Genomic DNA, 24,538 nt, shown 5'->3' on the forward strand with positions numbered 1-24,538 from the left:
AGGCTTCCTGTGGGAGCGAGCCTGCTCGCGAAGGCGGTCTGTCAGTCACACCATTGTTGGATGTGCTGAAGTCTTCGCGAGCAGGCTCGCTCCCACAGGGGATTCGTGTCAGGCGGCCTGACGCAGTTGAGGTTTTATGGCGGCTTCACTGCGCACATCCGTTGGCCCAAACACTTCCCTAGGTTCGGGGAACAGGCGCAGCAGCGTCAGATACACCACCGACGCCAGGCCCAACGTCACCGGCAAACTGATGTCGATGCCACCGGCCAATTCGCCCAGCGGGCCGACGAACTGCCCCGGCAGGTTGACGAAGCACAGGCCGACCAGTGCGCTGGGGATCCACGCCCCCAGACCGCGCCAGTTCCAGCCGTGGTTGAACCAGTAGCGTCCGCCCTGTTCACCGCGGGTGAACACTTGCAGATCATCCGGGCAGTAGAAGCCGCGCCGTACCACCAGACCGATGATCATGATCACCATCCATGGGGTGGTGCAGGTGATGATCAGCACGGCGAAGGTCGACACGCTCTGCACCAGGTTCGCCGCAAAACGGCCGATGAAGATGAAGGCGATCGACAGCACGCCGATCAGCAAGGTCGCCTTGACCCGGGAGAGCACGCGCGGGAACACGCTGGACATGTCCAGCCCGGTGCCATACAGCGACGTGGTGCCGGTGGACATGCCGCCGATCACCGCAATCAGGCACACCGGCAGGAAGAACCAGCTCGGCGACACGGCCAGCAAGCCGCCGACATAGTTGTTCGCGGCGATGTAGTCCGGTGCCTTGATCGCGACGATGGTGGCGGTGGCGAGGCCGAACAGGAATGGGATCAACGTTGCCAGTTGCGCGGCGATCACCGCCAGCATGATCCGGCCCTTCGGCGTCTCACGCGGGATATAGCGCGACCAGTCGCCGAGGAACGCACCGAAGGAAATCGGGTTGCTCATCGCCACCAGCGCCGCGCCGATGAATGCCGCCCAGAACCCGGCCTGACCCAGTGCCACGCTGCCGGCGTACTGGCTGTCGAAAGCAGGGGCGAAGGCGAAGATGCCGAGCAGGAACAACAGGCTCGCGGCCCACACGGCGATGCGGTTGACCCACAGCATGATGCGGAAACCGTAGATGCACACGGTCAGCACCAGCAGCGCGAACAGACCGTAGGCCAGGCCCAGGGTCAGGTCGGTTTCCGGCAAATCGACGAGGCGTTTGGCGCCGCCGACCAGCGCATCACCCGAGCTCCACACTGACAGCGAGAAGAACGCGATCGCCGTCAGCAACGACAGGAACGACCCGACAATCCGCCCGTGCACGCCGAAGTGCGCACCGGAAGACACGGCGTTGTTGGTACCGTTGAGCGGGCCGAACAGGCCCATCGGCGCGAGGATCAGCGCACCGACCACCACACCCAGGACAATCGCCCAGACACCGGCCTGAAACGACAGGCCGAAGAGCACCGGGAAGCTGCCGAGCACAGCGGTGGCAAACGTATTGGCGCCGCCGAAGATCAACCGAAACAGGTCGCTGGGTCGGGCGTCGCGCTCATGATCCGGGATCTGTTCGACCCCGTTTGTTTCGATGCTGCTAAGGCTTTTTTCGTTGTTGTTGTTATTCATGATCTGCTCCGATCATCAGGCGCGCTCATCGTGCGTGAGCGTCACCATTGGCTAAGGGGGTGGCAGCCCTTCCGGCATTGCGGACAAATGTTCGTGACAGGCCAGCCATAGGCCTTGTTGTTCTAGGCTCGACGCTTGTTTTCTGAAAACAATCGTCTCGCGCTCCTGGCTGAAATGTTGCTCCCCTTGCATGCGCAGCTCGGTGGCCACGTCATGGATGAAAACCGCCACGTCACCCTGCAGGCTGACAAAGGCGTTGCTCGAGGTGCACGACAGCACCTCGAAACCCTCCTCGGCACGCCAGCGGTCCCACAACGCCTGATAGGCATCGCGCGACAGCAATGGCTGGTCGAGGGTGTAGAAGACGAAGCAGGCATCGGTGCTGAATGCGCCGAAGTAAGCTTCGCGATCGTTACGCGCAAACGCGGCGACCAACTCGGCGGCCGCGTGCAAAACCTGATCACGTGCGTGCATGACCCGACCCTCAGCGATGAACCACGCCAGGCAGTACGCAGAGCATTTCGTACAGCAGGTTGGCGGCCAGCAGCGAGGTGTTGCCGGTGGTGTCGTAAGCGGGCGAGACTTCTACCAGATCGCAGCCGATCAGGTCGAGGCCCTGACAGCCACGGACGATTTCAATCGCTTGAATGGTGGTCAGGCCGCCGATTTCCGGGGTGCCGGTGCCGGGCGCCCAGGCCGGGTCGATGCCGTCGATGTCGAAGCTCAGATACACCGGACCGCCACCGACTTTCTCGCGCACTTCCGCCATCAGCGGCGCCAGCGACTTGTGCCAGCACTCTTCGGCTTGAACGACGCGGAAGCCCTGATCGCGGCTCCAGTTGAAGTCGTCGGCGGTGTAACCCTGGGCACGCAAACCGATCTGCACCACGCGATCGCAATCGAGCAGACCTTCTTCGACGGCACGACGGAACGTGGTGCCATGGGCGATCTTCTCGCCGAACATGTGATCGTTGACGTCAGCGTGGGCATCGATGTGCACCAGGCCAACCTTGCCGTGCTTCTTATGAATCGCACGCAGGATCGGCAGGGTGATGGTGTGGTCGCCACCCAGGGTCATCGGGATGACGTTGTGCTCGAGGATGTTGTCGTAGGCTTCTTCGATGATGCGCACGGCGTCGAGCAGGTTGAAGGTGTTGATCGCCACGTCACCGATGTCGGCCACCGACAGCGAGTCGAACGGCGCGGCGCCGGTGGCCATGTTGTACGGGCGGATCATCACCGATTCGGTGCGGATATCGCGCGGCCCGAAGCGGGTGCCGGGGCGCAGCGAAGTGCCGATGTCCAGCGGCACGCCAACGAAGGCAGCGTCAAGGCCGGCAGCGGTCGTTAGATGGGGAAGTCGGAGCATGGTGGCGATGCCGCCGAAGCGCGGCATTTCGTTGCCGCCCAGTGGTTGGTGAAGAATCTTGTCCACGGGTAGGGCCTCATCGTCTTTGTTTTATTTATGCCGGCGCGCCGTTGAGCACAGGTTCGGACGCCGCTGTGGGGCCGATCATGCGAAATGTAGTGACGGGGAAGAATCGCTACGGGCAAAAACTTAGTTCAGATTTTTCTAAACTAATGCCAGCCAGCGACTTAGACTTCGCACCACTGGAATCTCTGAAGATCTCACTCTGTGGGAGCGAGCCTGCTCGCGAAGAGGGCATGACAGTCAACTTCGATGGCGACTGACCCGACGCCTTCGCGAGCAGGCTCGCTCCCACAATGATCTCCATCGAACTGTGTATTCGCGCGTTACCTCGTGACCGGAGCAGAAATGGCCAACGCCTTACCCGACCTGAAACTCCTGCGCATCTTCGTCAGCGTCGTGCGTCATCAGGGTTTTGCCAATGCGCAGCAGGAACTCAACCTGTCGACCTCGGCGATCAGCACCTACATGAGCCAGCTCGAAGCCGCGCTTGGTCTGGTGCTGTGCCATCGCGGGCGCGGTGGCTTCAGCCTGACCAGCAAGGGCGAGCTGTTCCATCAGGAAACCCTGCGCCTGCTCGCCGAGCTTGAAGGCTTCGAGCAATACGCCGCCGCGCTGAAGGGCGAACTGCGCGGCACTCTCAACCTTGGCGTGATCGATTCCACCGTCAGCGACAAGGCCCTGCCGTTTGCCGAAGCCATTGGTGCCTACAGTCAGGAACACCCGGCGGTGCATCTGCACCTGTCGGTGATGAGCCCTTACGAATTGCAGCTCGGCGTGCAGGACAATCGCCTCGATCTGGCCATCGGTGCGTTTTCCACGCGCATGAGCGGTCTGGTCTACATGCCGCTGTACCGCGAGCAGCACTGGCTGTATTGCAGCAGTCGTCACCCGTTGTTCAACGAGCGGCGCATCCCCGAGCAGGTCATCACTCAGCAACGAATGGTCGGGCGCGGTTACTGGAGTCAGGCGGAACTGGCCCGGCACGGTTTCAAACACAGCGCCGCGACCGTGGAAAGTATGGAAGCGCAGCTGATTCTAGTGCTCTCCGGCGCCTACATCGGTTATCTGCCGGAGCACTACGCGCAGGCCTGGGCCGACAAGGGCGATCTGCGTGTATTACTGCCGGCGACCTTCGGTTATCAGGCGCCGTTTTCGATGATCATGCGCAGGGGCCGCAGCCGCGAGCCGCTGATCCAGACCTTCCGCGATTTGCTCAAAGCGCAGCTCAATCAGGCTTGAGAAAAAAATGTCCCGACCACAATGCCCGCGCTGCCTGCGCCCCCAGACCCATTGCCTGTGCCCATTGATTCCGCACCTCGATAGCCGCACCCGAGTATTGCTGCTGCAGCATCCGAGCGAGGTCAGTCACGCCCTGAATACCGCGCGGCTGGCGGCGCTGGGACTGAGCAATGCCGAGCTGATTGTCGGCGAGGTATTCGAAGATTTGCCGAAACTGTTGAACCAGCCGGGTTATCAGGCGCGCTTGCTGTTCCCGGCTGACGATGCGCAGTCGTTGCAGGTTTACGCGCCAAATGATCAGCCAATGTTGCTGGTCGTCCCGGACGGCACCTGGCGCAAAGCGCGCAAGATGCTGCACCTCAACCCGCTGCTGGCAGCACTGCCACGGGTGACCCTGACCGAGGGCGGCGTGTCGCGCTATCGCTTGCGCAAGGCACCGGGGCCGGGGGCGTTATCGACTATCGAGGCGATCGTCCAGGCGCTGGAAACCCTCGAAGCACCGACGACGTTTGCGCCGTTACTGAAACCGTTTGAAGCGCTGATCGAAGGGCAGATTGCGGCGATGGGGGAGGAGGTTTTTCAGCGTAACCATGGCGACAGATGATCATTGTCTGTGCGGGCCTCTTCGCGAGCAGGCTCGCTCCCACAGGGGAACGCATTCCAATTGTGGGAGCGAGCCTGCTCGCGAAAGCGCCAGATCAATCACCGCAATTCAAAGATCACTAGCGCTCGCGCATCGCCTCGGTCCGCGCTTTCAGCACCGGTTTGAGCAAGTAATCCAAGACGCTTTTCTCGCCGGTAATGATGTCCACCGTCGCCACCATCCCCGGGATGATCAGCAGCGGTTTGACATCGCCGCCCAGGTGATTCCTGTCGGTGCGCACCTGAATCAGATAGAAGCTGTTGCCCTTGTCATCGGTGATCGTATCGGCGCCGATCAGCTCGAGTTTGGCGCTCAGCCCGCCGTAAATCGTGTAGTCGTAGGCGCTGAACTTGACCATGGCTTTCTGGCCCGGATGCAGGAACGCGACGTCTTGCGGGCGGACCTTGGCTTCGATCAGCAGGTTGTCTTCCAGCGGCACGATTTCGACCATGTCGCTGCCCGGCTGGACCACGCCGCCGATGGTGTTGACCTTCATCTGCTTGATCACCCCGCGTACCGGTGATGTCACCGTGGTACGGCTGACGCGATCGTCGATGGCGATGCTCGAGGCGGTGATTTTCGACAGGTCGGTGCGTTTCTCATTCAGCTCTTTGGCAGCCTCGGAACGGAAGGTCTGCTCGGATTCGTCGATCTTGCTGCGGATCTCGGCGATGGCCGATTCGGCCCGGGGAATCGCCAGCGTGGTGGCGTTCAGCGAACCACGGATCTCCACAGCGCTGCGCCTGAGCCGGAGGATTTCCACTGGTGACACGGCGCCGGTTTTCACCAGCGGTTCGGACATGTTCATCTCTTGTTGCAGCAGCGCCAGGCTCGAGCTGAACTGGCCTTGCTTGGAACGAAACTCGGCCAGTTCCTGGGTTTTCTGCCGCAATTGTTCACTGAGGGTGCGCTGTTCGCTGGCCAAGCGGCGTTGGCGTTGCTCGTACAGTGAGCGTTCATCCTCGGCAACTTGCGGCGCTTTGGCGATGACTTCAGCGGAGAGTTTGAAGGGGCGTCCCTCGGCCTCGGCTGACAGCCGTTCAACCTGCGCGGTCAGCGCGTAACGGTCGGCCTCGCTCTCGCCCTTGTTCGAGCGAAAGCGCGTGTCATCCAGACGCAGCAGGGTGTCGCCCTTGCTGACGATTTGACCTTCGCGAACGAATATCTCGGTGACAATGCCGCCCTCCAGATTCTGGATCACCTGGACCTTGCTCGACGGGATCGCCTTGCCTTCGCCCATGGTCACTTCTTCGAGCACGGCGAATTTGGCCCAGACCAGGGCGGCGATCAGCAGCGCTGCCGCCAGCCACACGGTGATCCGCGATTTGCGCGGCGAATCCTGCAACGCCGCGCCGGCGGTTTCCGGCATGAACTCGGCTTCGGCGCTTTTGCCGAAGCTGTCGAAGTAGCCGCGCTTGTTGCTATCGGAAGAAGCAGGCATGGCGTAACTCCTAGACCGCCGCCGAGCCGACACGGCCCTTGCGCAGCGCTTCGATGACTGCTTCTTTCGGACCGTCAGCGACGACCCGGCCGTTGTCCAGCACCAGCAACCGGTCCACCAGGCTCAGCATTGAGGTGCGGTGGGTGACCAGCAGCAGGGTTTTGCCTTGCACCCAGCCATGCAGTTTCTGCCGCAGCGCATCTTCGCTGCTGTTGTCCATGGCGCTGGTGGGTTCGTCGAGCAGCATGATCGGTGGATCGAGCAGTAACGCGCGCGCCAGCAACACCGCCTGGCGTTGGCCGCCGGATAACAGTTGCCCGCGTTCGCCCACCGGTCGGTCGAAGCCTTGCGGGTGTTGCCGGGCCAGTTCGGTGACGCCAGTCAGTTCGGCGACTTCGAGCATGCGTGAATCGCTGATGTAGCGCGCGCCCAGGGTCAGGTTGTCGCGCAGGCTGCCAGCCAGCAGCGGCAGGTCGTGGGCGACATAACCTATCTGCTGGCGCAGGTCAGCCACGTCCAGTTGGCGCAGGTCGAGGCCGTCGAGCAGCAGTTGGCCTTGCTCCGCTTCATAAAAGCCCATGACCAGCCGCGCCAACGTGCTTTTGCCCGAACCGCTGCGGCCGATGATGCCGACCCGCTCACCGGCTTTCAGGCTGAAGCTGACCTCGCTCAGCGCCGGCGCATTCTGGCCGTTGTAGTGAAACGTCACGCCGCTGACGTCGAGGGCGCCTTGCAGCTGCGTGCGTTCCAGTGGCCGTTGTTTGCCGTCGCGCTCTTGCGGCAGGGCCATCAGCGCATCGGTGCTTTTCATCGTCAGTTGCGCTTGCTGGTAACGGGTGATCAGCCCGGCGATCTGGCCGAGCGGAGCAAGCACGCGGCTGCCGAGCATATAGGTGGCGACCAGCGCGCCGACACTGAGGTTGCCGGCAATGATGCTGTAGACCCCGGCAACAATCGTCGCCATCCCGGAAAACTGCTGGATGAACAGCGTGCCGTTAGTGGCCAGCGCCGACAGGTTGCGCGCATGGCTGTCGAGGCGGGTGAGGGCGCCGTGGGTGCTTTCCCATTTGTGCTGACGCTCGCTTTCGGCGCCGCAGGCCTTGAGGGTTTCCAGGCCGCCGAGGGTTTCGATCAGCACCGCCTGACGCTCGGCGCCGAGGCTCAGGCTTTTCTGCACGGTGTCACGCAGGCGCACCTGAATCACCATGGCGAAAATGATCGTGATCGGAAACGCCAACAGTGGAATCACCACCAGCCAGCCGCCGAGCAGGCCGATCACCACCAGCATCAACACCACAAAGGGCAAGTCGATCAGGCTGGTCAGGGTCACGGCAGTGAGAAATTCACGCAGGCCCTGGAAGTCGTGAATGCTCTGGGCAAAGCCGCCAATGGTCGCCGGCCGCGCCTTCATCGACATGCCGGTGATGCGCTCGAACAACGTTGCCGAGAGGATCACATCGGTTTTCTTCCCGGCGGTGTCGAGCAGATGCGCACGGACCACGCGCAGCACCAGTTCAAAACCGGTGCCGATCAACAGGCCGATCGACAGCACCCACAGCGTCGAGGTCGCCTGATTGGGCACCACGCGATCGTAGGTCTGCATGACGAACAGCGGCACCATCAGGCCCAGCAGGTTGATCAGGAAACTGGCGAGAATCGCATCGCTGTACAGCCATTTCGACAGTTTGAGAGTGTCGCGAAACCACGCATTTACCCGTGGCACCAGCGGCGCGCGCAGGTCTTCGAGTTCGTGGCGCGGACGGGCGAACAAGGCCTGGCCGCTGTAGTGTTCGCCAAGCTCTTCGCGGCTCACCCATTGCTCGCCGCCGTCGGCTTCGCTGGGCAGCAGCAGGGCTTTGCCATCCTCGCCAAACCGCCGCAGCACAGCGGTGCGGCCGTCGTTGAGCAGCAGCAGAATCGGCAGGTTCAGCGGTGAAATGTCTTTCAGGTCACGGCGCAACAAGCGCGCCTGCAATCCGGCCCGTGCTGCTGCACGGGGCAGCAGATCGAGGCTCAGGCGTTGTTTGTTCAGGGGCAGCCCGGCACTCAGGCTGGCACGACTGACCGTGGCGCCATGCAGTTTGCAGAGGATCAGCAGACCGTCGAGTAACGGATCGTCGAAGCTCAGGCGCGGATCGACCCCGGTGGCGCCGGGTTCCATGCTGGTCATAGTGATTGCCTCTGTTGAACGGGCTCGGTTATCGGATCGTTCCCACGCTCTGCGTGGGAATGCAGCCCGTGACGCTCCGCGTCACTGGACGCGGAGCGTCCCTTGAGGCATTCCCACGCAGAGCGTGGGAACGATCAGGGCAAAGTCAGTTCCTGCACCGTTTATTTCAGTTCGGGCAGGCGCGCCTGGTTTTTTACTTCGGTCGTGGCAATCGCATCAGCCGGCAGCACCACGCGTTGCTTGCTCAGCAACTGGCCCATGTTCGCCAGCACGCGATACATCGAGTATTCCTCGGTGTAGCGGATTTCGGTGTAGCGACGGTTGGCGTTGTACAGCTCGTTTTCGCTGTCGAGCAGGTCGAGCAGGGTGCGTTGGCCGAGCCCGAACTGGTCCTGATAAGCGGCGCGCACGCGTTTGGTGGTTTCGGCGTATTCGCGGGCGGTCGGCGTCTGCTTCTTGGCGTTCTCCATGGCGTTCCAGGCCAGGCGAATGTTCTCGTTGAGCTGACGCAGGGCGTTGTTGCGGATGTCCATCGCCTGGTTGATGTCGTGGGCATTCGCGGCCAGACGTGCCTTGTCGCTGCCGCCACGGAACAGGTTGTAGTTCATCACCACACCGACACGCCATTCGTTGTCGTGGCCTTCGTCGCCCTGCACGTTGTTGTTCGCGCCCACTGCCGCTTCCGCGTCGAAGCGCGGGTAGAACGGCGACTTGGCCACTTCGTACTGGCTCTCGGCGGACTGCACGTCAGCCTGGGCCGATTTCAGGTACGGGTTGTTGTCGACCATGCTTTGCTGCGCTTCACGCAGGTCCGGTGGCATCTCACCGCGAGTCGAGGCCGGGGTTTCCAGTTCATCGGGCATGCGTCCGACCACGCTGTAGAAATTCGATTCGGCGTCGGCCAGATCGACTTCGGCGGTGTCGAGGTTGTTCTGCGCCAGTGCACGACGGGCAACCGATTGATCCGAGTCTGCAGTGCTGCCGATGCCGCGCTCGGTGCGCAGGCCGATCTGATCGTTGACGCGCAAGTGCGCCTGCAAATTGTTCTTGGCCAGCGTCACCAGTTCCCGACGCTTGAGCACTTCGAGGTAGACCTCGATGGTGCGCAGGGCCAGATCCTGCGCGGTGCCTTGCGCGTAGTAGGCGCGCGAGTTGGACACGCCCTTGGTGCGCTCGACCTCGTTGGCGGTGTTGAAACCGTCAAAAATCATCTGCCGCAAGCGCAGCTCCGACTGGGTGTAATTGAGGATTTCGGTGTTGTGGTTACCGAAAGCGCGGGTATTGGTGTTGTCGCTGTAACCGCGACCGTAGGCAGCGTTCAGATCGACCGACGGATAAAACCCGCCCTTGGCCACTTTCACCTGTTCATCCGCTGACAGGCGGGCGTCCACGCGCGAAGCCAGTTCCGGGTGAGTGGCGATGGTGCTTTGAATCGCCTCGGTGAGGTTCATCGCCTGGGCTTGGGAAGTGCAAGCCATGGCCAGCAAAACCGCGCTGCAGAGGGGGGTTAAAACGCGCATGGGTGCATCTCCCTGGATCTCAATGTTGTGTTACCGTCGCCAAATATTTGACGTAAATTTTGGGTATAAGCGTTTCACTCTTGTAACAACAGAGCTAAGAACATCCTAGAGCGTAGCTAAGAAAAAATTTTCATAAGGTTTATTCCAAAAAAAACTTATGCGGTTTTTCAAAAGCAGCACATTGTTCAGCTCGAAAGCCTTTGTTTTATGCGCTTTAGGGAGCTCGAAAAGGCTTGAGGAAAGTTCCATTCACTTTGCGAGACACTGCGAAGTACTGCTGAAGGGGAGGGACGCGTAACGGCGAATGAGCGACAGATTTTTGTCACTCGGGTGATTCACCACCGTTACGTAGCGCTAGTGGGTCGGCGGATTGAACAGGGTTGGCAAGTGCTTGATAGCGCTGACAATTCACCTCAAACCGGGCCTGCGAAACGAACTGTCGAGGGTGCGAGCGTCGCCCCCGGCAACCCGATTGAGCCATGGGCTGCTTCGCGAACCTGTGCCGACGGTGGTCGGCAGCGGAGGATTTCACATGGCAACGCTCATCGGTACGGTCACAAAAGTCATTGGTCAGGTGTTCGCTCAAGCGAGCGACGGCATCAAGCGTCCGTTGTTCGAAGGCGATCGTTTGTACGCTGGCGATCAACTGATCACCGGCGCGGAAGGCGCGGTGGCAGTGAAACTGCAAAACGGCGAGGAATTGACCCTCGGTCGGGGCAGCAGCATCACCATGACCGGGCAATTGCTGGCCGACCAGGCTGTGCCGGTGAACGTCGACGAAGCGCAGACCCCGAGCCAGGCGCAACTGACCGATGTCGAGCAGATCCAGAAAGCCATTGCCGCCGGTGAAGACCCAAGCAAAACTGCCGAAGCCACTGCGGCCGGCCCCAACGCACCCACCGGCAATACCGGTGAACTGGGCGGCGGGCACAGCTTCGTTCTGCTGACCGAAGTCGGTGGCCGGGTCGATCCGATCATCGGTTTCCCCACCGCCGGCTTCAACGGCATTCCCGAATTTCCCGAGTATCGTCGCGACGCGGACATCGACAATGGCGACGACACGCCAGCGCCGGTCGTGGTGCCATCGCCTCCGGTGAACAATCCGGTCATCCTCAACGGCCTCAATGGGGCGGATGGTGAACTCAACCTCAATGAAGCCAATCTGCCTGACGGTACAGCGGCCAATCCAGGCGCGCTGACGCAAAGTGGCAGCTTCACGGTCTCGGCAGCGGATGGTTTGAACAGCCTGAGCATCGGCGGCATCAACTTGATTGTTGGCGGCGTGCCGATCGGCTTTCCCCAGTCGATCACCACGCAACTGGGCAACACCCTGACCATCACCGGTTACAACGCGGCCACTGGCACGGTCAGCTACAGCTACACCCTCAACGGCAACGAAACCCACGCGGCCGGCGATGGCGTGAACAATCTCAGCGAACAGTTCACCGTAATCGCCACCGACAGCAATGGCGACAGCGCCACTGGCACGCTGGACGTGAATATCACCGACGACGTGCCCAAAGCGTTTGACGACGCCAACGGTATTGCCTCGGAAACCTTGCTGACCCTGACCGGCAACGTCCTGACCAACGACGTGCAAGGTGCCGACCGCGTACCCACCGGTCCAGTCACGCCCGGTATATTCACCGGTACCTACGGCACCTTGGTTCTGAACGCCGACGGCACTTACACCTACACCCTGAACACCAGCGATGCCGATTTCAAAGCCTTGACCGGCGGCGGTAACGGCACAGAGACCTTCGCATACACCATCACTGACGCCGACGGCGATAACAGCACTGCCAACCTCGTTCTGCAGATTCACAACAACGACGACCCAGTCACCATCGATGGCCTGAACGTCGCCGGCGGCGAGCTGACGGTTTACGAGAAGAACCTTGGCGACGGCAGCGCCCCGGATGCTGGTGCGCTGACGCAAAACGGCACGTTCACCATCACTGCACTGGACGGCGTCACCACGCTGACCGTCGGCGGCATCGCCGTGGTGACCAACGGCGTCGCCGCAGGCTTCCCGCAATCGATCACCACGCCATTGGGCAGCACGCTGACCATCACCGGTTTCAACGCTGCAACCGGCGTGGTCAGTTACAGCTATTCCCTGGCCGACAATGAAGCGCATCCGAACGCCAACGGCGCGAATAATTTGCCTGAGCAGTTCGCGGTTACGGTAGTCGATGACAACGGCACGACAGCCAACGGCACGCTGGATGTGAACATCGTCGACGACCTGCCGAAAGCCAACGATGACAGCAATGGTACCGCCTCGGAAAGCCAACTGACCCTGACCGGCAACGTCCTGACCAACGACGTGCAAGGTGCCGACCGCGTACCCACCGGTCCAGTCACGCCCGGTATATTCACCGGTACCTACGGCACCTTGGTTCTGAACGCCGACGGCACTTACACCTACACCCTGAACACCAGCGATGCCGATTTCAAAGCCTTGACCGGCGGCGGTAACGGCACAGAGACCTTCGCATACACCATCACTGACGCCGACGGCGATAGCAGCAGCGCCAATCTGGTTCTGCAGATCCACAACAACGACGACCCGGTGCTGCTCAACGGCCTCGACGTCAACGGTGGCGAACTCACCGTCTACGAAAAAAACCTCAGCGACGGCACCAGCCCCAACACCCCAGCGCTGACCCAGAACGGCACTTTCACCGTCAGTGCTCTCGATGGTCTGCAGACCCTCACGGTTGGCGGCATCGCGGTGATCACCAACGGCGTGGCCGCAGGTTTCCCGCAATCGGTGATCACACCCTTGGGCAGCACCTTGACCATCACCGGTTATGACCCGGCGACCGGCGTAGTCAGTTACAGCTACAGCCTGGCCGACAACGAAGCGCATCCAACCGCCAACGGCGCCAATAGCCTCACCGAGAACTTCGACGTGGTGGCGACTGACACCGATGGCAGCACCGCCAGCGGCCAGATCAACGTCAATATCGTCGATGATTTGCCGACCGCGCATGCGGACGCGGCTTCGGTGGCGGAGGGCGGCACCGTCAGCGGCAATGTGCTGGATAACGATGTCGGCGGCGCGGATGGCCCGGCGATTACCGGCGCAGTCGTCGGCGTGCGCGCCGGTGCCGACACCTCGACTTCGGCCATCGGCGGACTCAATTCGCAGATCAACGGCACCTACGGCTACCTCACGCTTGATGCCAACGGTAACGCCGTTTATCACAGCAATCCCAACGCGGTGAACGGTCCGGGTGCGGTGGATGTGTTCACTTACACCGTGCGCGATTCCGATGGTGATGAAAGCACCACGACGATCACCATCGACGTCTATAACAGCTGCCTGAAAGCGGTCAGCGACACTGACGTCACCGTCTACGAAAAAGCCCTCGACCTGAACAAGGATGGCCAGGATCTGGCGGCGGGCAGTGTGGTCGGCAGCGATCCGAACAGCACTGGCGAAACCGCTTCCGGCACCCTGGTCGGCTCGGTCACCGGTGCGGTCGGCGCGATCAGCTATGCACTGGTCGGCAGCGCCACCGGTAATTACGGGCAGATCGTCCTCAATGCCAATGGCACTTACACCTACACCCTGACTTCGCCAGCGACCACCACGCCGCACGCCGACGATGGCGCCAACAGCCTGAGCGAAACATTCACCTATCAGGCCACCGATTCGCTGGGCAATGTCGTCACCAGCACGATCGTTGTGAGCATCGTCGATGACGTGCCGAAGGCGCTGAATGACAGCAATGCCGACAACGCGACCGAAGCCCAGTTGACCCTGACCGGCAACGTCCTCGACAACGACGTGCAGGGCGCCGACCGCGTCGCCAGCGGCCCGGTGACCGCCGGTACTTTCACCGGCACTTACGGCACCCTAGTGCTCAACGCCAATGGCACTTACACCTACACGCTGGACGCCAACGACGCCGACTTCAAAAACCTCCAGGGCGGCGGCAACGGCACGGAAACCTTCGCCTACACCATCACCGATGCCGACGGCGACACCAGCACCGCCAACCTGGTGCTGAACATCCACAACAATGACGATCCGGTGTGCCTCGACGGCCTCAACGTGAAGGGCGGCGAAATCACTGTTTACGAGAAAAACCTCAGCGACGGCAGCAACCCCGACACCTCGGCGCTGACCCAGAGCGGCAGCTTCACCGTGACCGCCCTCGATGGCCTGCAAACCCTCACGGTCGGCGGCATTGCGGTGATCAGCAATGGCGTCGCCGCCGGTTTGCCGCAATCGGTGGTCTCGCCACTGGGCAGCACCTTCACCATCACCGGTTACGATCCGGCCACCGGCGTGGTCAGTTACAGCTACACCCTGGTCGACAACGAAGCTCATCCGAACGCCAACGGCGCCAACAGCCTCAGCGAGAGCTTCGATGTGGTCGCCACTGATACCGATGGCAGTTCGGCTAGCGGTCAGATCAACGTCAATATCGTCGACGATTTGCCGACTGCCAACGCCGATACCGGCTCGGTGGCGGAGGGCGGCACGGTCAATGTCAGTGTGCTCGGCAATGACAGCAGCGGCGCCGATGGTGCCGCCACGGTGGTCGGCGTGCGCGCCGGCAGCAACACCGCGACATCAGCCAGCGGCGGGCTCAACAGCAACATCAACGGTAACTACGGCTACCTGACCCTCGACGCGGCGGGCAATGCGGTTTACCACAGCAACCCGAACTCGGTGAGCCCGCCGGGCGCGACCGACACGTTCACCTACACCATCCGTGACAGCGATGGCGATGAAAGCACCACGACGCTGAGCATCAACGTCGCCGACAGCAAACTGGTCGCCTCGGTGGATCAGGATGTCACGGTCTATGAAAAAGCCCTCGACCTGAACAAGGATGGCCAGGATCTCGCCCCCGGCACAGTCACCGGCAGCGAACCGGGCAATACCGGTGAAACCGCCAGCGGCACGCTGGTCGGTTCGGTCAGTGGCGGCAGCGGCGCGATCACGTACACCTTGGTCGGCAACGCCACCGGTAGCTACGGGCAACTGCTGCTCAACGCTGACGGCACCTACACCTACACGCTGACCTCGGCGCCGAAAACCGCGCCGAACGCCAACGACGGGCCGAACACCCTCAGCGAAACGTTCACCTACAAAGCCACCGATGCACTGGGCAACAGCACCACCAGCACCCTCGTGGTCAACATCGTCGACGACATACCGAAAGCCGTTGCCTCGGATCGCTCGGTAACCGCAGTGGAGATTGATTCCAACATCCTCATCGTCCTCGACATCTCCGGCAGCATGGCTGATGCCTCTGGCGTGCCGGGCCTGTCGCGGCTGGCACTGGCCAAGCAGGCCATTGGTGCCTTGCTCGACAAGTACGATGATCTGGGCGATGTGAAAGTGCAGTTGGTGACGTTCAGCAGCAATGCCGCCGACCGCACCACCGTGTGGGTGGATGTCGCCACCGCCAAGACACTCCTCGCCGGTCTCAACGCTGGCGGCGGCACCAACTACGATGCTGCCGTAGCAGTGATGCAGACCGCGTTCAACACCTCGGGCAAACTCACCGGGGCGCAGAACGTGGGCTACTTCTTCTCTGACGGCAAGCCCAACGAGGGCGACATCGGCACGGCCGACGAAGCCGCGCTGAAAAACTTCCTCGACGCCAACAACATCAAGAACTATGCAATCGGTCTGGGCAGTGGCGTGAGCAACGCCAACCTCGATCCGCTGGCCTACGACGGCATCAACCACACCAATACCAATGCGGTGGTGGTCACCGATCTCAATCAGCTCAACTCGGTATTGTCCGGCACTGTGCAGGGCGCGCCGGTCACCGGTTCGCTGCTGGGCGAGGGCGGTTCGTTCGGCGCCGATGGCGGTTTCATCAAGTCGATCGTGGTCGACGGCACCACCTACACCTACGATCCGAAAGCCCTCAGTGGCCAGGGTTCGTTGACCGCGAGCGGCGGCGCCAATCACGGCACCTTCAATACCGCCAACAACACCGTCAGCATTGCCACCAACAACAGCGGCACGCTGGTGGTCAATCTTGATACCGGCGAATACAGCTACACCTCGCAGAAAACCACCGCCGTGGTGATCACCGAAAACATCGGTTTCACCGTCAGCGACAACGACGGCGATCTGGCCAGCTCCACCCTGACGGTAAAAGTGATTCCCAACGCGCCACCGGTAGCGATGGACGACCACGTCATCACCAACGTGCTGTCAGGCAACATCGTGGTGCCGGGCGAGCTGTTGCTGGCCAATGACACCGATCCGAACGGCGACACCCTCAACGCCACACCCACCAGTTTCAATACCGGTTGGGTGTCGAAAGCGGCGGACTTCACCGGTACCGGCCTGATCGGTTTCACTGGGCAGACCAATAACGCAGCCAACCAGAACCTGGCCAATGTGCGCAGCGCCTTCAGCGCCAATGCCGCGACCATGACCGCCGTGCTGGTAGTCAGCGGTTATCTGGGCATGGTGAGCAACAGCAATGCCAATGACGAAGATCGCATCACCGTCCACCTGCGCCAGGGCGAAACCCTCAATCTGGATCACAATCTGGGGGCCGGTAAGATCAGCATGGAGTATTCGCTCAATGGCGGTGCCTGGATGGCGCTGGCGGACGGCCAGACCCTCAGCGCCTCGGCGGACGGCGTCTACCAGATCCACATCACCAACATTGGTAATGGTGGCGGCAACCCGAATGCGGCGGAGAACTACCAACTGACCATGACCCTCAACTACGCCGCGGCCCATGACATCACGCCGGACTACCACGGCACCTACACCGCCAACGACAACCACGGCGGCAGCGACACGGCCAACGTCAGCATCAGCTATCAGGACGGCCACACCCTGACCGGCACTGCTGGCGACGATGTGTTGGTGGCGGGCAGCGGCAACAACGTGATCAATGCCGGCGACGGCAACGACGTACTCACGGCAGGCTCCGGCAATAACGAAATGCACGGCGACGCTGGCAACGACTTGCTCTACAGCGGCGCGGGCAACGATCTGCTCGACGGCGGCACTGGCAGCGACACCGCCAGCTACGCCCACGCCACAGCCGCCGTCACCGTCAATCTCGGCCTGCTCGGTGCGCAGAACACCCTCGGCGCCGGTACCGATACGCTGACCGGCATCGAAAACCTGCTCGGCTCGAACTTCAACGACAGCCTCACCGGCGACGGCAACAACAACGTGATCAACGGTGGCCTCGGCAACGACTTCCTCAATGGCGGCGCTGGCGATGACCTGCTGATCGGTGGCATGGGCAACAATACGCTGACGGGCGGGGCAGGGGCCGACACCTTCCAGTGGCTCAAGGGCAACAGCGGCCATGACCTGATTACCGATTTCACCCCCGGTACCGACAGGCTCGATCTGTCGCAACTGCTGCAAGGCGAAAACGCCAGTACCGCGTCGCTGGACGACTATCTGCACTTCACCGTCAGCGGCAGCGGCGCCTCGGTGATGACCAGCATCGACGTCAGCGCCATGGCCGGCGCCGCGCCGAGCCAGACCATCGACCTGGCCGGCGTCAACCTCGCCAGCCACTACGGCGTGACCCCGGGCGCGGGCGGCATGATTGCCAGCGGTCACGACACGGCGACGATCATCAGCGGCATGCTCAATGATCATTCGTTGAAGGTGGATACGGTTTGAGCTGAGGTCTGAAATGACAAAACCCGCCGCCCCGGTTGATTCGGGACGGCGGGTTTTGTCTTTCTGCAGAGATACCTCTGTAGGAGTTGCTGACGGCTGCGATCTTTTGACTTGGATCGTCCCAGGCTGCATTCCCCCTCAATTCACCGGTCTGAGGCACCATGCCCAATATCCGGCGTTGAAGTCGTTACGGCAGAGATGCCCGCCAGCCCTCCAGACGTAATATCCTGCTTGTCCCCGACATGCCGAGGTGTCGCACATCCAGGTTATCCAGCCAGAAGATAGCGGCCAGTAATAGTCATTGTTATATACCGCTTGCATGGCACCGAAGAAATTATTCAAAGGGACCGAACCATAAATACTGTTCATCCAGTTTACTGCCTGGTAATGCGTCATCGGATATCCAGACACATTCAGCTGATACAAATTCCGAACGTCAACATTGTATGAAAATGAGCTGAATCGGTCCTGTACGGTAATGTACGTATTGCCGTTACGTGTGCCCGTGACTTTTCCGTTGCCGTCAACACTGGCCACGTTCGGATTACTGCTTCTATAGCTGATTGGGGGCACTCCTGTGGACGGGGTGGCGGCGCGGATTTGAGTATTGCCGGGAAAGTCCCCGCTGTGAGTCCATGCATAGACTCTCGCTCCATGCAGGGCCATAGCGCTGTTGTTGACTTGCAGCGCTCGGCGCAGCGTGAACGAGCGTAAAGGAGAAAGGAGGCGATCGCCGTATAGCGCTCGAACTTGCACGACTGTCAGTACATCGACAACGAGCCCCTTCAATAGCGTTGAAAATTTCCCGTCCTTGTCTGTGGTCAATGTCTCTATCGACTTGCCATTCACCAGAACTTCAACCTGCTGTTCTACGCTCGCAGTTCCCTCGACCGTGACATTCGGATCAACCGTCAGGTCGCTATGCGGAATCTCCCTGTTCTGCGAGTCCTTAATCAGTGTGATGACCGGCTGCAGCTCAACCAGAGATTCGATCTGATAGGTCTGGTGGGGAAATTCCACTGGATTGCCGCGCAACCCCAGGCGCACGGAAAATATCAATGTCGCCGTACTGCCGCTTTTGAGATTTCTCAACACTTCCAGCGTCGGCGTTGACAGTTCCCGTATCAGCCCGGCGCTGGTGACGCTCGCCTCCGCGTTCATGATGACGTGGCGAACAGGGTTGTCTTTGCTGTCGATGCCGATCAGCACCAGCGTCATGCTCTGGCCCGGCCGTTGTCCGTGCCAGAGGTTGACCGCCAATTTGTCTGCGCTGGTCAGTTTTTTTACGTCCAGTATTGCGTTATCAATGCCAATGATTCGCGGTCTCGGAAACCTGGGATCCTGATCAGCGATCAGTTTGAAAGAAACCTCAGTTTCCGGAGAAGATCCGATTTTCTTGCCGTCTTGATTCAGGTTGAATTTGAATCGCACGGTTTCACCGTGAAGCGCCACAATGAGGCGCCTGTCGAACGGAAAGCGGGCTTGTTTGGCCGAATCCAGATCTACCAGCGGGAAGCGATCAAATCCCAAGGGCAGTGGTGTGCACACCAGGCGAACCTTCTCGGTCTTGGCATCGAGATATTCCACCAGCATGCTCGGCAGCGCTGCCAAGGGATCAAGCGGATTAGTGAAAGGCGATACCAGTGAGGGCGGCGTGAGGACAAGCTCCTTGGGATCGCCGATCTTCAACTGCGCGATATCGGAAAAGACTTCACTTTCGCCGGGATTGGTGATGGTGGCCTGCACGGCCAGTCTCGCGCTGGCGTAGGGCTTGATGTACTCGTTCTCGGCCTCGAAAACAATGGGCTTCGAAGGATCGGTTACAAGCTGTCCCCAAGTAAACCGCACCAACTTGCCGTTGATGTCTGTGGTCTGCCAATGCAGCTTGACCTCTGCCCCTTGTTTCAAGGGCCAGAAACTGGCGACATTTATAAAGGCTTTGGCAGTGTCGACCGCCAGCTCACCTTCCACCAGTGGGGTGACCTCCGGTGCTCCCAGTGGCAAGGATTTACCCGCAACGGTGACGTCAGCAGGCTTGGAGAGTTTGGGCTGACCTGCTCTGGTCTGGATATAAGTTGCCCGTAAACTTCCACCTATCACATTTTGAATGCGGAAATTTTCCACGGGAAAGTTCAGTGTCTTGCTGTCTACGGTCACCGTTAAAGAATAGGTATGAGTGACTGGCACGTTGTTTCGGGTGAATCCTTCCAGTGTCAGGGCGATCACATCGTTGGTCGCAAAACTGCCCGTCAGGAGAATGTTCGTCGGGCCGCCTGCAAGCCAGTCATGGTGTATTACGTCGTCGCCATCGGACTGCTCGAAAATCGGCGCGGTCAGCAGAGTTATTCCGGGCTTGAACGGCAGAATGAGCGGTTCCGAAAAACCGCTGGAGTTCTCGACAACGTCATAAACGCTCCAGCGCACCACCAGATTGCTGGTTTGTTGCAATTTGTCGAGCAGGTCAGGCGTCAGATTGAAAACGATGTCGGCCGAGTCGTCGGTCACGACGAAGTCCAGCCGCAGCGAACCAAATGTCAGCACGACCGTATCGCCGATCTGCTGATTGAAGTAATGCTTGACCGTGACTTCCATGCCCTCTTTGATGACGTTCTGATCGACGATACTTTCCGATGCGATCGGCAGCTTGAGGCCCTGATTGGAAGGCTTGCCGCCGTCAATGTCCGCTTCGCCCGGAGCGGGATGTTTGAACCTGAGTTGTGAGTGTGGCGATTCCCCCGGGTTGCCGCTCAGTCTCGTGACTTTCATCCAGCAATCCAGCCTGACGTCGGTAAACGGCAGGAATTTCTCCTCGAGGGTTTCGGCTGTAATGTAAAAAAGTACGGTTTTAGGGGTCTTTCCATCGGCCTCAAAATCGTCCTCTGTAAGGGCGAAATCAATCACGGACGAAGGGTTGGTGACATCGGGTCTATCGAGGAAGACTTCGATACGGTCACCGAGGGCTTGAGACAGATACTCCGGGAGACTAAAGCCCAATCCGTTAATGTTCTGAGCAATCATGGCGATGTTGATACCGTAGCTCTTGTCAGTTTGCAGCTTGTGCAGGAGTGGTTGCGGCGGATAGAGGGCCAGCACACCGATACCGGAACGCGGCGCAGGAGGGAATATCAGGTATTGTGAGCTGGTCGTGAATTTTCGCCTTCCACACGGGGCGCTTACCTGGGCTGTCAGCGCCGATACGGAAGAATTAAGCATGCGACGTTAAAGCGCGCACCTGTCAACTCTGACAGGTGCGGACGGATATCGGATGAACGGTTGTGCCGCCGACGGTGGGGCAATCAGCTTTTTTTCAAGGTCTTCTGCCGCACAATATAAACCGTCACCAACACCGCACTGGTCAGCATGAACCCACGCGCCCAAACCAACGGCACCAGATAACACGAGAACAGAATGCTTACCCACATCAGGCCGATCGCGTAGACCTTGCCTTTTAGCGGGATGCCGTTGCCTTCGAGGTAGCCGCGAATCCATGGCCCCAGCCGTGGGTGTTCGACCAGCCAGCGATAGAAGCGCGGAGAGCTGCGCGCGAAGCAGGCCGCGGCGAGCAGGAGGAAGGGGGTGGTGGGCAGGACCGGCAGGAAGATACCGATCACCCCCAATGCGACGCTGAGCCAGCCGATGGCCAGCAGGACGTAGCGCAACATCAGGGGGCGGTTGCCTATGGGGTTGTCCATAGGCCGGGTCTTAGTGATGACGAGGCTTGAGGATCGCCGGTTTTTCGTCGGGGGCCTGGCACAGCAGATACAGCGCGGTCAGGGCTTCCGGGATCTGAACGATCATGTCGTCCATCAGGTTGGCGTCCTTGGCGATGTCTTCGAACTCAGGCTGCTCGTCGAACAGGCCGGAACCGACCATGATCGGCAGGAGCATTTCGCTGACTTCTTCTTCGGCGGTTTCGAACCAGGCCGCTTCGCGCAGGAACACGCCTTCCATGAAACCGATGCACCAGCCGCGCAGTTCGGAATCGTCCGGCTCTTCGCCCAGATCCAGTTCGCACGGCAATTCGAATTCTTCATCCGAGGCCAGTTGGCGAGCGATGTGCGCTTTGAGGCCGATCAGTGTGGCTTCGATTTCGGCACGCTGGGCTTCGTTGGCGTAATGCGGCTCTTCGGCGAACAGCGCGTCGATCCACTCGCGCTCCGGAACGTCTTCGGAGCAGATAGACAGCGCGGTCAGGTAACCGTGGGCGGCGACGTAATCCAGCGCCTCGTCGTGCAGCTCGTCGGCATCGAGGAAGACTTGCAGGCGGGTCAGTTGCTCAGCGAAGGACATTACGGGGCTACCTTGGGGAATAAACAATGCGGGAATTCTAGGCTTTCTTGCGCGCTCTAGCCAGCCGCTTGGCAGATTTGCCCGAATTACCGGCCTCACTGGAAAGATGAATAACCCTGTGGGAGCGAGCCTGCTCGCGAAGGCGGTGTATCAGGCACTTTTGCATCGACTGACAGGTCGCTTTCGCGAGCAGGCTCGCTCCCACAGGGTTTTGTGTGTGGCAGGTTTATCAGGTGTCTTCTCAGCGGCACCCTGTGCGGCGAAGGCCTCGGGTATACTGCCGCGTTTTGCGATCCCTGCTGGCGCTGCGCTGGTCATGCAATGTGTTCTTACGTTTTGTTTAAGCAGCCGAAGCTGCTCTGAACCAGCCTGAGCAGGGATGTATCGGTAGATTTTTGGAGTTTTTATGCTCGAACAGGCTCAACGCGTCCTCAAGGACATCTTCGGCTACGACAGTTTCCGTGGCCGTCAGGGTGCGATCATTGAGCGCGTGGCCAGCGGCGGTGATGCGCTGGTGCTGATGCCTACCGGTGGCGGCAAGTCGTTGTGCTTCCAGGTGCCGGCACTGTTGCGCGAGGGCCTGGCGGTGGTCGTTTCGCCGTTGATCGCGCTGATGGACGATCAGGTCGCCACCCTTGAAGAACTGGGCGTCGCCGCCGCTGCGCTGAACTCCACGCTGAGTGCCGAGCAGCAGCGTGATCTCGCCCTGCGGATCAAGCGCGGCGAAGTGAAAATGCTCTATCTCGCGCCCGAGCGTCTGGTGCAGCCTCGCATGCTGGCGTTCCTGCAAAGCCTGGAAATCGCCCTGTTCGCCATCGACGAAGCGCATTGCGTTTCGCAATGGGGCCACGACTTCCGCCGCGAATACCTGCAACTGGGCCAGTTGGCAGAACTGTTCCCCCACGTTCCGCGCATTGCCCTCACCGCGACCGCCGACAAGCGCACCCGCGAAGAAATTGTCGATCGCCTGCACCTGCAGAACGCCGAGCGCTTTCTGTCGAGTTTCGACCGCCCGAACATCTTCTATCGCATCGTGCCCAAGGAGCAGCCGCGCAAACAGTTGCTGGCGTTCCTCGCCGAACGGCGCAGCGATGCCGGCATCGTTTACTGCCTGTCGCGCAAGAAGGTCGAAGAAGTTGCGGCGTTCCTCAGCGAGCAGGGCTTCCCGGCGCTCCCGTATCACGCCGGTCTGCCCAACGATCTGCGCGCTTATCACCAGAAGCGCTTCCTCAACGAGGAAGGCCTGATCATGGTCGCGACCGTGGCGTTCGGCATGGGCATCGACAAGCCCAACGTACGCTTTGTCGCGCACCTCGATCTGCCGAAATCCCTTGAGGCGTATTACCAGGAAACCGGACGCGGCGGCCGTGACGGGCTGCCAGCGGATGCGTGGATGGCCTACGGTCTGCAAGACGTGGTGATGCTCAAGCAGATGCTGCAGAACTCCGAAGGCGACGAGCGGCACAAGCGTCTGGAGCAGCACAAGCTCGACGTCATGCTGTCGCTGTGCGAAGAAACCCGCTGCCGCCGGCAGGCGTTGCTGGCCTATTTCGATGAAGACATGCCAGAACCGTGCGGGCACTGCGACAACTGTGTCGACGGCGTGCAGACCTGGGACGCCACCGAACCTGCTCGTCAGGCCTTGTCGGCGATTTTCCGCACCGGCCAGCGCTATGGCGTCGGTCATCTGGTCGACGTGTTGCTGGGCAAGGACAACGAAAAGGTGCGCAGCTTCGGCCATCAGCATTTGTCGGTGTTCGGTGTTGGCAAGGCATTAAGCGAGAGCGAGTGGCGCTCGCTGTTCCGCCAGTTGGTGGCGCGTGGGTTGGCCGATGTCGATCACGAGGGCTATGGCGGTCTGCGTCTTAATGACAGTTGCCGGCCGCTGCTCAAAGGCGAAGTGAAGCTGGAACTGCGCCGCGACCTGAAACCGCAAGTCACCGCGAAAGCGGGCAGCAAGAGCCAGGCCAGCCAACTGGTGCGCGGCGAGGAACGCGAACAGTGGGAAGCCTTGCGCGCACTGCGGCGCAAATTGGCCGAAGAACACGGCGTGCCGCCGTACGTCATCTTCCCCGACTCGACGTTGTTGGAAATGCTCCGCAGCCAGCCGACCTCGCTGGCGGAAATGGCCCGGGTCAGCGGCGTCGGCGCACGCAAGCTGGAGCGCTATGGCGAAGCCTTCCTCGAAGTGCTCGGCGGCGAGGCGGAGGCGCCGAAGGTGGTCGCCGATGTCCGTCACGAGCTGATCACCCTGGCCCGCGCCGGCATGACCCCGCTGCAGATCGCCGGGCAGTTGCAGTGCTCGGAGAAGAACGTCTACGCCATGCTCGCCGAAGCCATCGGCAAGCAGCAGTTGTCGCTGGAGCAGGCGCTGGATTTGCCAGAAGAGCTGATGGGTGAAGTGCAGGACGCGTTTCTCGATGGCGAGGGCGAGTTGCCGTCCGTCGCCGAAGTCGCCGAGTTGTTCGCCGGACGTGTTCCTGAGGGCGTGCTTTATTGTGTGCGGGCGGCGTTGCAGTCTGAATTCGAGATGTGAAACGACGTATG

Annotated in this window: 13 protein-coding genes; 4 read left to right on the forward strand and 9 right to left on the reverse strand. The window is 60.7% G+C overall.

The window, feature by feature from the left end; genetic code table 11:
• Positions 1-108 precede the first annotated feature (108 nt).
• Genes FEE99_RS12025 through speB form a run of 3 tightly spaced genes read right to left on the reverse strand, consistent with a single transcriptional unit; the run spans position 109 to position 3,046 of the window.
• On the reverse strand, positions 109-1,611 hold the full coding sequence (locus tag FEE99_RS12025; RefSeq protein ID WP_041478966.1) for a purine-cytosine permease family protein: 1,503 nt from the start codon (positions 1,609-1,611) through the stop codon (positions 109-111).
• Between the two features lie 51 nt (positions 1,612-1,662).
• Positions 1,663-2,085 carry a YybH family protein gene (locus tag FEE99_RS12030; protein ID WP_041478967.1) on the reverse strand — a complete coding sequence of 141 codons (423 nt, stop codon included), beginning with the start codon at positions 2,083-2,085 and terminating at the stop codon, positions 1,663-1,665.
• 10 nt (positions 2,086-2,095) lie between these two features.
• Positions 2,096-3,046, reverse strand: a complete 951-nt coding sequence (gene speB / locus FEE99_RS12035) for an agmatinase (protein WP_041478968.1) — start codon at positions 3,044-3,046, stop codon at positions 2,096-2,098.
• Between the two features lie 342 nt (positions 3,047-3,388).
• Here speB and FEE99_RS12040 point away from each other — a divergent pair, with 342 nt between their 5' ends.
• Together FEE99_RS12040 and FEE99_RS12045 are read left to right on the forward strand one after the other, a co-directional pair.
• A complete protein-coding gene (locus FEE99_RS12040; RefSeq protein WP_007956593.1) occupies positions 3,389-4,282 on the forward strand; it encodes a LysR family transcriptional regulator in 894 nt (297 codons plus the stop codon).
• A gap of 7 nt (positions 4,283-4,289) precedes the next feature.
• The gene (locus tag FEE99_RS12045; RefSeq protein WP_041478969.1) at positions 4,290-4,886 is read left to right on the forward strand and encodes a tRNA-uridine aminocarboxypropyltransferase; all 597 of its coding nucleotides are present in this window, start codon (positions 4,290-4,292) and stop codon (positions 4,884-4,886) included.
• Positions 4,887-5,004: 118 nt separating this feature from the next.
• Here the strand turns inward: FEE99_RS12045 and FEE99_RS12050 are convergent, their stop codons facing one another.
• The 3 genes from FEE99_RS12050 to FEE99_RS12060 form a co-directional block, all read right to left on the reverse strand.
• Positions 5,005-6,366 (reverse strand): HlyD family type I secretion periplasmic adaptor subunit, encoded by a 1,362-nt coding sequence (locus tag FEE99_RS12050; protein ID WP_041478970.1) that lies wholly within the window; start codon positions 6,364-6,366, stop codon positions 5,005-5,007.
• A gap of 10 nt (positions 6,367-6,376) precedes the next feature.
• Positions 6,377-8,536, reverse strand: coding sequence for a type I secretion system permease/ATPase (locus tag FEE99_RS12055; RefSeq protein ID WP_041478971.1), 2,160 nt, complete (start codon positions 8,534-8,536; stop codon positions 6,377-6,379).
• A gap of 161 nt (positions 8,537-8,697) precedes the next feature.
• Positions 8,698-10,056: a TolC family outer membrane protein gene (locus FEE99_RS12060; RefSeq protein ID WP_016771146.1), complete on the reverse strand. Its 1,359-nt coding sequence runs from the start codon at positions 10,054-10,056 to the stop codon at positions 8,698-8,700.
• A 532-nt stretch (positions 10,057-10,588) separates the two neighbouring features.
• Between FEE99_RS12060 and FEE99_RS12065 the strand changes: the two genes are divergently transcribed.
• A complete protein-coding gene (locus FEE99_RS12065) occupies positions 10,589-17,701 on the forward strand; it encodes a retention module-containing protein (protein WP_041478972.1) in 7,113 nt (2,370 codons plus the stop codon).
• 138 nt (positions 17,702-17,839) lie between these two features.
• Here FEE99_RS12065 and FEE99_RS12070 read toward each other — a convergent pair whose 3' ends face one another.
• From FEE99_RS12070 to FEE99_RS12080, 3 genes are all read right to left on the reverse strand, one after another.
• A complete protein-coding gene (locus FEE99_RS12070) occupies positions 17,840-20,794 on the reverse strand; it encodes an Ig-like domain-containing protein (protein ID WP_052392182.1) in 2,955 nt (984 codons plus the stop codon).
• Between the two features lie 203 nt (positions 20,795-20,997).
• Positions 20,998-21,393: a YbaN family protein gene (locus FEE99_RS12075; RefSeq protein ID WP_041478973.1), complete on the reverse strand. Its 396-nt coding sequence runs from the start codon at positions 21,391-21,393 to the stop codon at positions 20,998-21,000.
• 10 nt (positions 21,394-21,403) lie between these two features.
• The gene (locus tag FEE99_RS12080) at positions 21,404-21,991 is read right to left on the reverse strand and encodes a UPF0149 family protein (RefSeq protein WP_041478974.1); all 588 of its coding nucleotides are present in this window, start codon (positions 21,989-21,991) and stop codon (positions 21,404-21,406) included.
• A 406-nt stretch (positions 21,992-22,397) separates the two neighbouring features.
• Between FEE99_RS12080 and recQ the strand changes: the two genes are divergently transcribed.
• Positions 22,398-24,527, forward strand: coding sequence for a DNA helicase RecQ (recQ, locus tag FEE99_RS12085; protein ID WP_041478975.1), 2,130 nt, complete (start codon positions 22,398-22,400; stop codon positions 24,525-24,527).
• Positions 24,528-24,538 lie beyond the last annotated feature (11 nt).

This window comes from Pseudomonas sp. ef1 (assembly GCF_007293365.2).
Classification (GTDB): Bacteria; Pseudomonadota; Gammaproteobacteria; order Pseudomonadales; family Pseudomonadaceae; genus Aquipseudomonas; species Aquipseudomonas siliginis.

Bases quoted from the DNA above. Each gene is read 5' to 3' on its own strand.
- FEE99_RS12025 (WP_041478966.1), bottom strand. From the start codon at position 1,611: ATGAATAACAACAACAACGAAAAAAGCCTTAGCAGCATCGAAACAAAC.
- FEE99_RS12030 (WP_041478967.1), bottom strand. From the start codon at position 2,085: ATGCACGCACGTGATCAGGTTTTGCACGCGGCCGCCGAGTTGGTCGCC.
- FEE99_RS12040 (WP_007956593.1), top strand. From the start codon at position 3,389: ATGGCCAACGCCTTACCCGACCTGAAACTCCTGCGCATCTTCGTCAGC.
- FEE99_RS12045 (WP_041478969.1), top strand. From the start codon at position 4,290: ATGTCCCGACCACAATGCCCGCGCTGCCTGCGCCCCCAGACCCATTGC.
- FEE99_RS12050 (WP_041478970.1), bottom strand. From the start codon at position 6,366: ATGCCTGCTTCTTCCGATAGCAACAAGCGCGGCTACTTCGACAGCTTC.
- FEE99_RS12055 (WP_041478971.1), bottom strand. From the start codon at position 8,536: ATGACCAGCATGGAACCCGGCGCCACCGGGGTCGATCCGCGCCTGAGC.
- FEE99_RS12060 (WP_016771146.1), bottom strand. From the start codon at position 10,056: ATGCGCGTTTTAACCCCCCTCTGCAGCGCGGTTTTGCTGGCCATGGCT.
- FEE99_RS12065 (WP_041478972.1), top strand. From the start codon at position 10,589: ATGGCAACGCTCATCGGTACGGTCACAAAAGTCATTGGTCAGGTGTTC.
- FEE99_RS12075 (WP_041478973.1), bottom strand. From the start codon at position 21,393: ATGGACAACCCCATAGGCAACCGCCCCCTGATGTTGCGCTACGTCCTG.
- FEE99_RS12080 (WP_041478974.1), bottom strand. From the start codon at position 21,991: ATGTCCTTCGCTGAGCAACTGACCCGCCTGCAAGTCTTCCTCGATGCC.
- recQ (WP_041478975.1), top strand. From the start codon at position 22,398: ATGCTCGAACAGGCTCAACGCGTCCTCAAGGACATCTTCGGCTACGAC.